Raw genomic sequence first — 11,868 nt, 5'->3', positions numbered from 1 at the left:
CGCGGGGCGCGTGCGCCGCCGGGTGTGGACTACTTCAGAACGAGCGAGGACCACTGCTTGATCCACTGTTCACGGTTCTTGGTGATCGTTTCCGGCGGCAGCGTCGTCGGCTTGTCGATCTTGGTGCCGTACTTGGTGAACAGCGTGGGCACCTTGGCGTCCTGGCGCGCCGGGTTGACGAACATCTTGAGCGGTTCGTCCTCCTGGAACTGCTTGCTCAGGAGGAAGTCCAGGAGCGCCTTGCCGCCCTTCTCGTTCTTCGCGCCCTTGAGCAGACCACCGAATTCGATCTGCCGGAAGCAGGTGCCGGTCGCCACCCCGGTCGGGGCCTCCTTGGGGGCGGGCTTCTTGCCGAGGACCTCGGCCGGCGGGCTGGAGGCGTAGGAGACGACCAGCGGCTTGTCGCCCTTGCCCGCGCCTGCGGCGGAGCCCGAGAAGCGGTCGTTGTACGCCTGCTCCCAGCCGTCGACGACCTCGACGCCGTTGGCCTTGAGCTTCTTCCAGTAGTTCTGCCAGCCGGCGTTCCCGTACTTGGCGATGGTGGCGAGCTGGAAGGCGAGCCCCGGAGAGGAGGTGGCGGAGTTCTCGGTGACGAGCAGGTTCTTGTACTGCGGCTTGGTCAGATCGTCGAGGGTGGTCGGCGGCGCGAGCTTGTGCTTGGCGAAGTAGGCGCGGTCGTAGTTGACGCAGATGTCGCCGTAGTCGAGCGGGGTGACGCGGTGCCGGTCCTTGTCGAGCTGCAGGGCGGCCGGGACGTTGTCCAGGCCCTTGGCCTTGTAGGGGGTGAACAGCCCTTCGTTCAGTCCCCGTGAAAGGAGAGTGTTGTCGATTCCGAAGAAGACATCGCCCTGGGGGTTGTCCTTGGACAGGATCGCCTGGTTGACGGCCTTGCCGGCGTCCCCGCCCTTGACGAAGTTGACCTTGTAGCCGCTTTCCTTCTCGAAGGCGGCCAGGACGGATTTGGAGACAGCGAACGAATCATGGCTGACGAGCGTGACGGTCTTGGCGTCCGCGCTCCCGCCGCCCGAGCCGCCGCATGCGGCAAGCGTGGTCATACCGACCGCGGCGGCGAGCGCTGCCGCGGTGATCCTGCTGGTGGTGCTCACTGATTTCCTCCTGGCTGGCCAGGAAGAGACGCGGCCCCGCCCGGTGTCCTCGGCTCTCGACGTCGGGGGACGTACGGAGGGGACGCAGGGCGGGGCGCAACAGCATGAGTGACGACCGAACTTCCTACCCGGAATGACCCGGGCGAGGTTCAAGGGTCTGCGGGCATCGTATGGCTACGACGCTTCCGCACTCTCAGCGCTGTGGCGCTCCCCTGTCGGAATGTGCATTTGTTCGATCACACAGTACCAGCGGACAGTCAGCGTTCCGAGGCGGCGAGCTGCCCGCAGGCGCCGTCGATCTCCTGACCGCGGGTGTCCCGGACGGTCACCGGAACCCCGTGCGCCTCGATGGCCTGGACGAACGCCCGCTCGTCCTCGGGGCGCGAGGCGGTCCACTTCGACCCGGGCGTCGGGTTGAGCGGAATGAGGTTCACATGGACCCGCTTGCCCTTGAGCAGCCGGCCGAGGAGGTCACCACGCCATGCCTGGTCGTTGATGTCGCGGATCAGGGCGTACTCGATCGAGATCCGGCGGCCGGACTTCTCGGCGTACTCCCACGCCGCGTCCAGCACCTCGCGGACCTTCCAGCGCGTGTTGACGGGAACGAGCGTGTCGCGCAGCTCGTCGTCCGGGGCGTGCAGCGACACGGCGAGACGGCACTTGAAGCCCTCGTCGGCGAACCGCAGCATCGCCGGGACCAGGCCGACCGTGGAGACGGTGATGCCGCGCTGGGAGATGCCCAGTCCGTCGGGCTCCGGGTCGGTCAGCCGGCGGATGGCGCCGACCACCCTCTTGTAGTTGGCCAGGGGCTCGCCCATGCCCATGAAGACGATGTTGGACAGCCGCGCCGGACCGCCCGGCACCTCACCGTCGCGCAGTGCCCGCATCCCGTCGACGATCTGGTGCACGATCTCCGCGGTCGAGAGATTGCGGTCCAGCCCGGCCTGGCCGGTCGCGCAGAACGGACAGTTCATCCCGCACCCGGCCTGCGAGGAGATGCACATGGTGACCCGGTCCGGGTAACGCATCAGGACGGACTCGACGAGCGTGCCGTCGTGCAGCTTCCACAGCGTCTTGCGGGTGGTGTCGTCGTCGCACGAGATGTGCCGTACGACCGTCATCAGGTCCGGCAGCAGCTCGCTCGCCAGCTTCTCGCGGGCCGCCGCCGGGATGTCGGTCCACTGCGCCGGATCGTGCGCGTAACGGGCGAAATAGTGCTGCGACAGCTGCTTGGCGCGGAACGGCTTCTCACCGATCGCGGCCACCGCCTCGCGGCGCTCGACGGGGCTGAGGTCGGCAAGGTGCCGCGGCGGCTTCTTGGCCCCGCGCGGCGCGACGAAAGTGAGTTCTCCGGGTGCAGGCATGGTCCGTCCAGTGTCGCAGATCGTCTTGGGAGGCCCAGGTGCGATATGCGACTAGCCGGTCACCCTCAGTCGCCGTGTGGTCATGTCGTCGTCTGACGTCGTTGTCGTTGGTCCACCTGGCATGCGCCCGCGCGCTGTCGACGATGGCTGGCCGCTGCGCCGACAGCTGCCTGCTTCGGCTGGCGACGGAACGCTTCCCCGATGATTCTGCCGAACCGTTCAGTCGATGTTTCCGCCGACCCGACGCAAGATCCACCGGCGCGACGGATGTGTGTCGCAGGTGAACTGGACGAGCGTGACGTTGTTGTCGGTGGAGACGCCGCCCGCAACCGTCATGCACTTGCCGGTCTGTGCATTGACGAGCTGGAACGAGTTGCCGTTCTGGTTGGTGATAATCCAGCGGCGCGAGGGGTGCGTATCGCAATTGAACTGGACGAGCTCGACGTTGTTGTCGGTGGAGACACCGCCCGCGACGGTCGCGCACTTGCGGGTCTGGTCGTTGACGATTTGATTGGACCGGCCGTTGCTGTTGGTGACGAGCCAGCGACGCGAGGGATGCGAATCGCAATTGAACTGGACGAGCCTGACGTTGTTGTCGGTCGAGACACCGCCCGCAACCGTCGCACACTTACCGGTCTGTGCATTGACGAGCTGGAAGGTTCCGGATATCCGTGCCGGGGCAGTATCCGTAGCCGACTGTGCGACCGCGCCATCGGGAAAGAGCATGACGCCCCCGGCCACAAGAACTGTCGATGCCGTCAAAAGACGGCGCGTCCGGTTGTTTTTGCGCATAGGAGTGCCCTCTCGTGACTTCTGCGAGGAGGTGAGAAGGAAATACGTTGGCTCGTCCGCCGGTCCTTTTCCAGGGCCTCTGCGAAGCGAACTCCGATGCCGTGTCTATGGCTGACACTGGGCCACCGATGAAGGCCCGGCAGCGCTTCCCACCATCGAAGCACGACTCGCACAGATCGGCAGCCGGTAAGGGAGGGAGCTCGCGCCGAGGCGCCGTGCCTCCCCACCTTTCGACGGGGAAGCCGTCATGAGTCAGCTCAACCGGACGGCTTTCTGGCTGACCTACGGCGAGCTGGTCCGTCCACTCCGACCCCGGCGGATGCGTACCTCAGCATTGAGGAGTGAGTGCGCCACACATTCCGCATCTTCGGGTGTCAGCACCATCTCTTGAGTCCGAGCCACCGCCATGCGAACTGTGCCGTAGAGCGCATTTGTCGCTACGTCCGTCTCAACGGCGTTGCCGGAGACATCGGTAACGTTCAGGTCCAGGTCGGCAAGTAACTCGCTGCCTTTGGAGCCGATTTGGCATCCGCCACGAAGGGGCGCCTTCGCCCATGGACGGCCTCGCCCAGCACGATACCGAGGACCCGAACGATCGACTCCGGCGCCAAGCCCTCTCTAACCCCCTACCCCTCCCCCGCCAAGTCCCCCAGATGGGCCGCCAGTACGGCGGTGCAGATCTGTGGGCTCAGGACGTCGGGGTTACGGACCGCGCCGAGGCCCAGGCCGTCGAGGAGGGCGGTCAGGCGCTCGGTCTCGATGTCCAGGTCGCGGCCCGGGCGCAGGGTGCCGGACTCGTCAAGACGGGTCAGGACGCGGCGGACCAGTCGTCGGGCGCCGGCGGCGGCCTGGTCGGAGAGGTCCTTGAAGGCCGGGTTGGTGCGGGCCGCCGCGTTGAAGTCGAGGAAGACGGTGACCTCCGCGCGGCGGCGTTCGTCGAGCGGAAGGAGTTCGGCCAGGAGGCCGGCGGCAAGTCGGAGGCGTTCCGCGGGGGGATGCCGGCTCAGGTCTCCGATGTGCTCGACGTGGCGGAGCAGCCGGTCGGTGAGGCCGTCGAGCATCGACTGCATGGCGAAGTCCATCAGTTCCTGCTGGCTGGCGAAGTAGTGGCGCAGGGAGCCGATGTTGAGACCGGCCTCGTCGGCGACGGCGCGCAGCGAGGTGCGCTGCAGACCGTCCCGAACGACGACTCGGAACAGGGCGTCGACGACCTCGCGGCGGCGGGCGTCCGGATCCACGACCTTGGGCATGACCTCTTTCTATCACGTCGTATCACAGCCGTGATAAATTGTTTTGTGTCACACCTGTGATACAAAAATGGGAGGCTCCGGTGGAGACGTATCTCAACCTCATGCTCATCAGGTTCGGCGTGATCGCGGGCGGCATCGTGGTGCTCGCCCTGGTGGTCTTCGGCGTGGCCGTGTTCCTCAAGCGCAGGGGCCGGCTCGACGAGGCACGCCGCTATGCCGACCCAGCCCTACGGGCCGCACTGCGCATGGCGGCCCGGCGGCTTGAGGACGGGGCCGGCCGGACCCGGCGGCGGGACGGACGACGGTGACCGGGTTTGCCCCGAAGGCGCCCGACCTCGCCCTGGACGCGTCCCATCGCTACCTGGCAGCGTCCGATCTCGCCCACCATCTGCTGATGGATTTCGCCCTCAAGATCCTCATCGTCGTCGTGGCCCTGGTGGTGCTCGGGCTGGGGATGGCGGTGATCTGGAGGCGAGTCGGACGAGTCGGCCGGCCGGACGAACGGCAGCGGACGTTTGACGAGTGAGGCCCCCACCCGCGGCAGTGGCCAACCACCCGACACCCGACCCCGCCCCTGCCCCGCCTCCGCCACCCGCGCACACCCACCGCACGCAAAAGCCCCCTGCCAGCGCAATCCGCTGGCAGGGGGCTCCGGCTCGTTCTCGTCGGCTCGGAAGCCGGGCGCACTCGGGAACCGGGCGGCGCCGTAGGGCTCGGCTCAGCCCGCTCCGACGAAGACCACGAAGAGCAGCCACACGATGGGCGCCGTCGGCAGGAGGGAGTCCAGGCGGTCCATGATGCCGCCGTGCCCAGGAAGCAAGGTGCCCATGTCCTTGATGCCCAGGTCCCGCTTGATCATGGATTCGCCGAGGTCACCGAGTGTGGCGCTGGCCGCGACCGCAAGGCCGAGCAGCAGGCCCTGCCACCATGCGCCGTGCTTGATCAGGAATTCCATGCACAGCGCGCCGGCGACCATCGCGAAGAGCAGTGCGCCGACGAGGCCCTCGCGGGTCTTGCCCGGGCTGATGCGGGGGGCGAGCTTGTGCTTGCCGAACCGCCAGCCGACCGCGTACGCCCCGGTGTCGCTGACGACGGTGAGCAGCAGGAACGTCAGCACACGCTGCGGCCCGTCGTCGGCCGCGAGCATCAGCGCCACGAACGTCGCCAGGAACGGCACGTAGAACGCCGCGAAGACACCGGCGGTGACGTCCCGCAGATAGTTCTCGGGCGCCTCGGTCATCCGCCACACGAGGACGGCGAGCGCGGTGAGCGCCATCGCCACCCAGGCGCCCTCGGCGCCGCGTACATAGCCGGCGACGACCATGGCGGTGCCGCCGACCGCGAGCGGCACGAGCGGCACCCGGATGTCCTTGCGTTCCGCCAGCCGCGAGGTCAGTTCCCACAGCCCGACGACAACGGCGATCGCGATCACGCCGATGAAGACCGGCTTGTAGACGAAGAGCGAGGCCAGGATGACCGCGCCGAGACCGGCACCGACCCCTATCGCGGCGCGCAGATTGCGCCCCGCGCTCTTCTTCTTGGGCTTCTCTGAGTCCGGCGAACGGTCGGACCCGGGAACGGAGGTGGGCATGGGCTCCTGCGGCTGTTCGTCGCGGAACAGGGGGCCGCTCCGTGGAGCAGCCCCCCGGTCGTCCGGGTGGTCCCGGTTATCCCGGATGTGCCGATGTTCCCGGTTGTCCCGGTCGTCGTCCTGGTGTCCGCCTGGCTCGGGCACGATGGGCATGGGCCGAGTCTGCGCCGCATCGCCCCAGTCGTGCACGGGACCCGCCGAGGCGGTCGGCGCCACCCCGCGAAGCGAGGGGGCCGGTCCGTATTCGGGCGGTCCCCATTGACCGGCGCCGGGCGGGGCCCCCCAGGATGACTCGTTCATCAGACCTCGAGGAGCTCGGATTCCTTGTGCTTGAGCAGCTCGTCCACCTGCGCGACGTACTTCGCGGTGGTGTCGTCGAGCTCCTTCTCGGCGCGGCGCACCTCGTCCTCGCCGCTCTCCTTGTCCTTGACCAGCTTGTCCAGGGTCTCCTTGGCCTTGCGGCGGACGCTGCGGATCGAGATCTTCGCGTCCTCGCCCTTGTTCTTGGCGACCTTGATGAACTCCTTGCGGCGTTCCTCGGTCAGCTCGGGGAAGGTCACCCGGATGATGTTGCCGTCGTTGCTCGGGTTGACGCCGAGGTCGGAGTCGCGGATCGCCTGCTCGATGTTGCGCAGGGCGCTCTTGTCGAACGGGGTCACGACGGCCATCCGCGGTTCGGGAACCGAGAACGACGCCAGCTGGTTGATGGGCGTCATGGCGCCGTAGTAGTCCGCCACGATCTTGTTGAACATCGCCGGGTGCGCACGCCCGGTGCGGATCGCGGCGAAGTCCTCCTTGGCGACCACGACGGCCTTCTCCATCTTCTCCTCGGCTTCGAGGAGGATCTCTTCGATCACCACTTGCTCCTGGTCTTTTCGGTAAGAAGCAGAGCCTCGCCCCTGCCGCGCGTCTACTCCTGCACGGTGTCCGACCGGCAGGCGGTTGTCCATCCCCGTACCGAGGTCTTACCCCGGCCGGTGGTTGCCGCCCGTACGGTCCGATGCCCGTACGGAAAGGCGGCAGTTGGGGCCGTCAGGCCCGGGTGTCCTGATCGCTGACGAGCGTGCCGATCTTCTCACCCTTCACCGCACGCGCGATGTTGCCCTCGGCGAGCAGTTCGAACACGAGGATCGGGAGCTTGTTGTCCCGGCACAGCGTGATGGCGGTGGCGTCCGCGACCTTCAGGTCACGGGTGATGACCTCACCGTATTCGAGGGCGTCGAACTTGACCGCGTCAGGGTTGACCTTGGGGTCGGAGTCGTAGACCCCGTCCACGCCGTTCTTGCCCATCAGCATGGCCTCGGCGTCGATCTCCAGGGCGCGCTGGGCGGCGGTGGTGTCGGTGGAGAAGTACGGCATGCCCATGCCGGCACCGAAGATGACGACCCGGCCCTTCTCCAGGTGGCGCACCGCGCGCAGCGGAATGTAGGGCTCGGCGACCTGGCCCATGGTGATCGCGGTCTGGACGCGGGAGTCGATGCCCTCCTTCTCCAGGAAGTCCTGGAGGGCCAGGCAGTTCATCACCGTGCCGAGCATGCCCATGTAGTCGGAGCGGGCCCGGTCCATGCCGCGCTGCTGGAGTTCGGCACCGCGGAAGAAGTTGCCACCGCCGATCACGATGGCGATCTCGTAGCCGTCGCGCACCACGGCGGCGATCTCGCGGGCCATCGCGTGCACGACGTCGGGGTCGACGCCCAGTCCGCCGCCGCCGGCGAACGCCTCGCCGGAAAGCTTCAGCAGGAAGCGCCGCCTGCCGTCCTTGGCGGCATGGTCTGTGTGCGCGCTGTCGGCACCGTGATTCATTGAGCTCTCCTCGTGCACATACGAAGAAGGCCATTGCCGTGGGTCTGGTCCAGATCCCTGTGCGGCAATGGCCTCCTCGTCACATCTGCGGCCGGCCGGTGAGCGGCCGACTGCGTACGACCCTAGCGGGGTCGTAGGTCATTCGCTGCCTTGCGGCAGGCTCTCAGATGCCGACCTTGATGCGCGAGAAGCGCTTCAGGCTGACACCGGCCTCCTGGAGGACCTTCTCGACGGACTTCTTGTTGTCGAGCGCGTACGGCTGGCCGAGCAGCGTCGCGTCCTTGAAGAAGCCGTTGAGGCGACCCTCGACGATCTTCGGAAGGGCGGCCTCGGGCTTGCCCTCCTGGCGGGTGGTCTCCTCGGCGACGCGGCGCTCGGCCTCGACGACCTCGGCCGGAACGTCCTCGCGGGCGAGGTACTTCGGCGCGAAGGCGGCGATGTGCTGGGCGACACCCTTGGCGACCTCGGCGTTCTCCTTGTCGAGCTCGACGAGGACACCGATCTGCGGCGGCAGGTCAGGCATGGTGCGGTGCATGTACGCCGTCACGTAGCCGCCGGAGAACTGCGCGAAGCGGTCCAGGACGATCTTCTCGCCCAGGTTGGCGTTGGCCTCGTCGACGAACGCCTGGACCGTCTTGCCGGCCTCGATCTCGGAGGCGAGCAGGGCCTCGACGTCGGCCGGGGAGGTCTTCGCGACGTGCTCGGCGATCGCCTTGGCGACGGCCTGGAACTTCTCGCCCTTGGCGACGAAGTCCGTCTCGCACTTGAGCTCGACGATGACGCCGGAGGTGTTGTCGTCCGCGATCAGGGAGACCACCGCGCCGTTCTCGGCGGAGCGGCCCTCGCGCTTGGCGACACCCTTCTGGCCCTTGATGCGCAGCGCCTCGACGGCCTTGTCGACGTTGCCCTCGGCCTCGTCCAGGGCCTTCTTGCAGTCCATCATGCCGGCGCCGGTGAGCTCGCGGAGCTTCTTGACGTCGGCGGCGGTGTAGTTCGCCATGGTCTGTGAATCTCTTCTCGAAATCTCGAAGTCGAAAGATCTACGGGTGGACGGCGGGGGCGGCGCTCGTGGCGCACTCCCCCGCCGTCGTCAAGCGGTCCTGAGGTCAGGCCTGCTCGGCGTCCGCAGCCGGCTTCTCGGCCTCGGCGGCCGGGGCCTCGGCGGCGGGGGCCTCGGCGGCCGGGGCCTCGGCGGGCTTCTCGGCCTCGTCGGCCTTCTTCTCGCCCTCAAGCAGGTCGCGCTCCCACTCGGCCAGCGGCTCGGCGGCAGCCTTGTCGCCGGGCTTCTGGTCGCCGGTGGCGGCGCCGGAGCGGGCGATGAGGCCCTCGGCGACGGCGTCGGCGATCACGCGGGTGAGCAGGGTGACGGAGCGGATCGCGTCGTCGTTGCCCGGGATCTTGTAGTCGACCTCGTCCGGGTCGCAGTTGGTGTCGAGGATCGCGACGACCGGGATGTTGAGCTTGCGCGCCTCGCCGACGGCGATGTGCTCCTTCTTGGTGTCCACGATCCAGACGGCGCTGGGCACCTTCTGCATCTCGCGGATACCGCCCAGGGTCTTCTCCAGCTTGGCCTTCTCACGGGAGAGGACCAGGAGCTCCTTCTTGGTGAGGCCGGACGCGGCCACATCCTCGAAGTCGATCTGCTCGAGCTCCTTGAGGCGCTGCAGGCGCTTGTAGACGGTCGAGAAGTTGGTCAGCATGCCGCCGAGCCAGCGCTGGTTCACGTAGGGCATGCCCACGCGGGTCGCCTGCTCGGCAATGGCCTCCTGGGCCTGCTTCTTCGTACCGACGAACATGACGGAGCCGCCGTGGGCGACGGTCTCCTTGACGAACTCGTAGGCGCGGTCGATGTACGACAGCGACTGGAGCAGGTCGATGATGTAGATGCCGTTGCGCTCGGTGAAGATGAAGCGCTTCATCTTCGGGTTCCAGCGGCGGGTCTGGTGCCCGAAGTGGACGCCGCTCTCCAGCAGCTCCCGCATCGTGACGACGGCCATGGCCGTACTCCTTGTTGTTCTCGGTTCCACTGCGACCGGTCGGCCGCGGTGCCTGACGCCCCGACGCGCCTGCCGGGGAAGACACCTTGCGGAGCCGTCCAAGGACCGAGGAGCGCGGCCGACGTGCTGCCCGAACGGGACTGCTGCACTGACGGCGGGGCGTGCGAAGTCGACCCGGTGACCCGGATCGCCACCAGAAGTGTACGGGACGGCCGATGCACCGGGCGACACGCATCATTTCGAGCCCTGACCGGGTGAGACCGACACCCGTCCGAGTGAGGCAGTTGTCCACATCCGGCCCGTTGTCCACAGTTCCCGACCAAGATCCCCACGCCCGGCCGAACTGCGCCACCGTCGACCCATGCGACAGCGACGACAGCAACAGCAACGACAGCAGCAAGGACAGGGGCGAAGGCCCGCGTCACAGCAACTCCACACCCGACGACGACAGGCGCGACAAGATCGACGACGGGACGTACGGGGGGACCGACCGCGCGGCGTCGGCCTCGGCCACGACGGCGCAGGCGGGGACCGACCGCGCGGGGGGCGGCACATCGTCTCGGGCGCGCTGGGCGGCCACCGCCGGCTCCTCGGCGTGCGAGGCCGGCCGGAGCGCGGGTCGGTGATGAGGAGCTCAGGCTCGACGGGACCGGCTCCGGCTCCCTTACCCCTGCCCCCGTCGTCTCCGTTCCCCTCCCCGCCCTTGCCACCGCTCGGCGACCCGGGGGACTACGGGCCGAGCTGCTTCTTTCCGGCCCGCGTGACCAGAGCCCTGCTGGCCCCGGCGCTGGCTCTGGGACTGGCCTTGACCACCTCGCCGCTCGCACACGCGGCGGCTGGGCGGCTGGGGTCGGAGGTGGCGGCGGTGCGCGATGCGCAGCTGATGGGCCGTGCCGAGGCGGGTGGTACGGGGATGGGTGATACGCGGGCTGGTGGCGCTGAGCCCGGTGGCCCGCCGACCACTGCAGGTGAACGCGCCTGGCCGGTGGCGGGGCCGGAAGGGATACGCCCCACGGTGTTACGCGGCTGGGAGCCACCGCCGGCACCATGGGCGGCCGGACACCGGGGCGTGGACCTGGCCGCGTCCGTCGGCACGACGGTACGGGCCGCAGCACCGGGCCAAGTGGCGTACGCCGGGACCGTGGCCGGCCGCGGCGTGCTGACCATCGAGGTGTCCCGCTCCGGCCGCCCTCCCTTACGGACGACGTACGAACCCGTCCGCGCCACCGTCCGGAAGGGCCAGCGCGTCGCAGCAGGCCAGCCGGTCGCCGTACTCCAGCGAGGCCCTTTCCACTGCCGGGCACCGTGCCTCCACTGGGGACTGCGCCGCGGCAAGACCTACCTGGACCCGCTGTCCCTGCTTCCGCCGAGCATGCGCGGTGGAGGCCCGTCACGCCTGCTGCCGGTGTTCGGAGTCCCTTTGCCGCCGAGCGACAGTAAGGAGCCTGGGGATCCGCGCCCGCATCAGTCGGTGAAAGCAGCGAGTCCGGTAGGTGCGACACCCGCGGCACGGACGACGGGGGCGGCACCGACGGGAACTGCCGTCATGGGTGCGGTCGTCCTGGCGGGGGCGGCGATGTGGGCACTGGGTCGACTTCGTGCTGATCGCGCGGCGAAAGGTCGGCCGGTACGAGGGGCTGGGCGCGCGGAGCGGCAGGGGTGAGGTGCACGCTGGGCAGTCGCCCGGGTCGTCCGGTGCGCCTTGAATCCGTGACGTCGCGAGGGCCTGACGTCTCGAGTCCCACCGAGTCCCACCGAGTCCCTCAGGTCGCCGTGCCGGCCAGCTGACACTGCGGGCTGCGGCGGGCTGCGGCGGGCTGCGGCGGGCTGCGGCGGGCTGCGGCGGGCTGCGGCGGGCTGCGGGCAACGAGCGAGAGGTGGGTGAGGCGCTGGGGTGGGGGGTGGGGAAGAGGAGGTGGGCGGGGGCGGGGAGGGGGAGGGCCCCGGGGGAGAGGGAAGGGAGCC

12 protein-coding genes and 1 riboswitch are annotated in these 11,868 nt (G+C 68.5%); of the genes, 3 read left to right on the top strand and 9 right to left on the bottom strand.

The features are described from left to right. Positions 1-29: 29 nt before the first annotated feature. The 4 genes from ACGF4C_RS15310 to ACGF4C_RS15295 all read right to left on the bottom strand — a co-directional run bounded on the left by ACGF4C_RS15310 (position 30) and on the right by ACGF4C_RS15295 (position 4,512). Positions 30-1,106, bottom strand: coding sequence for a thiamine ABC transporter substrate binding subunit (locus ACGF4C_RS15310; protein WP_393566505.1), 1,077 nt, complete (start codon positions 1,104-1,106; stop codon positions 30-32). A gap of 103 nt (positions 1,107-1,209) precedes the next feature. Beyond that, positions 1,210-1,330, bottom strand: a riboswitch (TPP riboswitch). A 33-nt stretch (positions 1,331-1,363) separates the two neighbouring features. Beyond that, entirely contained in the window at positions 1,364-2,470 is a 1,107-nt protein-coding gene (gene rlmN, locus ACGF4C_RS15305) for a 23S rRNA (adenine(2503)-C(2))-methyltransferase RlmN (RefSeq protein WP_393566503.1), read from the bottom strand. A 219-nt stretch (positions 2,471-2,689) separates the two neighbouring features. Then, positions 2,690-3,262 carry an RICIN domain-containing protein gene (locus ACGF4C_RS15300; RefSeq protein WP_393566501.1) on the bottom strand — a complete coding sequence of 191 codons (573 nt, stop codon included), beginning with the start codon at positions 3,260-3,262 and terminating at the stop codon, positions 2,690-2,692. Positions 3,263-3,888: 626 nt separating this feature from the next. Continuing rightward, positions 3,889-4,512: a TetR/AcrR family transcriptional regulator gene (locus ACGF4C_RS15295; RefSeq protein WP_393566499.1), complete on the bottom strand. Its 624-nt coding sequence runs from the start codon at positions 4,510-4,512 to the stop codon at positions 3,889-3,891. 80 nt (positions 4,513-4,592) lie between these two features. Between ACGF4C_RS15295 and ACGF4C_RS15290 the strand changes: the two genes are divergently transcribed. Beyond that, positions 4,593-4,820: a hypothetical protein gene (locus tag ACGF4C_RS15290; protein WP_310727441.1), complete on the top strand. Its 228-nt coding sequence runs from the start codon at positions 4,593-4,595 to the stop codon at positions 4,818-4,820. After that, entirely contained in the window at positions 4,817-5,038 is a 222-nt protein-coding gene (locus ACGF4C_RS15285) for a hypothetical protein (protein ID WP_393566498.1), read from the top strand. The genes ACGF4C_RS15290 and ACGF4C_RS15285 overlap by 4 nt, the downstream gene beginning before the upstream one ends. Before the next feature lie 192 nt (positions 5,039-5,230). On the opposite strand, the gene ACGF4C_RS15280 is transcribed toward ACGF4C_RS15285, so the two are convergent. The 5 genes from ACGF4C_RS15280 to rpsB all read right to left on the bottom strand — a co-directional run bounded on the left by ACGF4C_RS15280 (position 5,231) and on the right by rpsB (position 9,903). Continuing rightward, positions 5,231-6,403, bottom strand: a complete 1,173-nt coding sequence (locus tag ACGF4C_RS15280; RefSeq protein WP_393566496.1) for a phosphatidate cytidylyltransferase — start codon at positions 6,401-6,403, stop codon at positions 5,231-5,233. Next, a complete protein-coding gene (gene frr / locus ACGF4C_RS15275; protein ID WP_006602824.1) occupies positions 6,403-6,960 on the bottom strand; it encodes a ribosome recycling factor in 558 nt (185 codons plus the stop codon). The genes ACGF4C_RS15280 and frr overlap by 1 nt, the downstream gene beginning before the upstream one ends. 175 nt (positions 6,961-7,135) lie before the next feature. Continuing rightward, positions 7,136-7,906, bottom strand: coding sequence for a UMP kinase (pyrH, locus tag ACGF4C_RS15270; RefSeq protein ID WP_362145926.1), 771 nt, complete (start codon positions 7,904-7,906; stop codon positions 7,136-7,138). A gap of 163 nt (positions 7,907-8,069) precedes the next feature. Next, positions 8,070-8,906 (bottom strand): translation elongation factor Ts, encoded by an 837-nt coding sequence (gene tsf, locus ACGF4C_RS15265; protein ID WP_030413723.1) that lies wholly within the window; start codon positions 8,904-8,906, stop codon positions 8,070-8,072. Positions 8,907-9,012: 106 nt separating this feature from the next. Further along, entirely contained in the window at positions 9,013-9,903 is an 891-nt protein-coding gene (rpsB, locus tag ACGF4C_RS15260) for a 30S ribosomal protein S2 (RefSeq protein WP_030802456.1), read from the bottom strand. 361 nt (positions 9,904-10,264) lie between these two features. Between rpsB and ACGF4C_RS15255 the strand changes: the two genes are divergently transcribed. Then, on the top strand, positions 10,265-11,566 hold the full coding sequence (locus tag ACGF4C_RS15255) for a murein hydrolase activator EnvC family protein (RefSeq protein WP_393566494.1): 1,302 nt from the start codon (positions 10,265-10,267) through the stop codon (positions 11,564-11,566). Positions 11,567-11,868 lie beyond the last annotated feature (302 nt).

Source organism: Streptomyces sp. NPDC048197 (assembly GCF_043202395.1).
GTDB classification, from domain to species: Bacteria; Actinomycetota; Actinomycetes; order Streptomycetales; family Streptomycetaceae; genus Streptomyces; species Streptomyces siderophoricus.
This window is presented reverse-complemented; position numbering and strand designations above follow the sequence as displayed.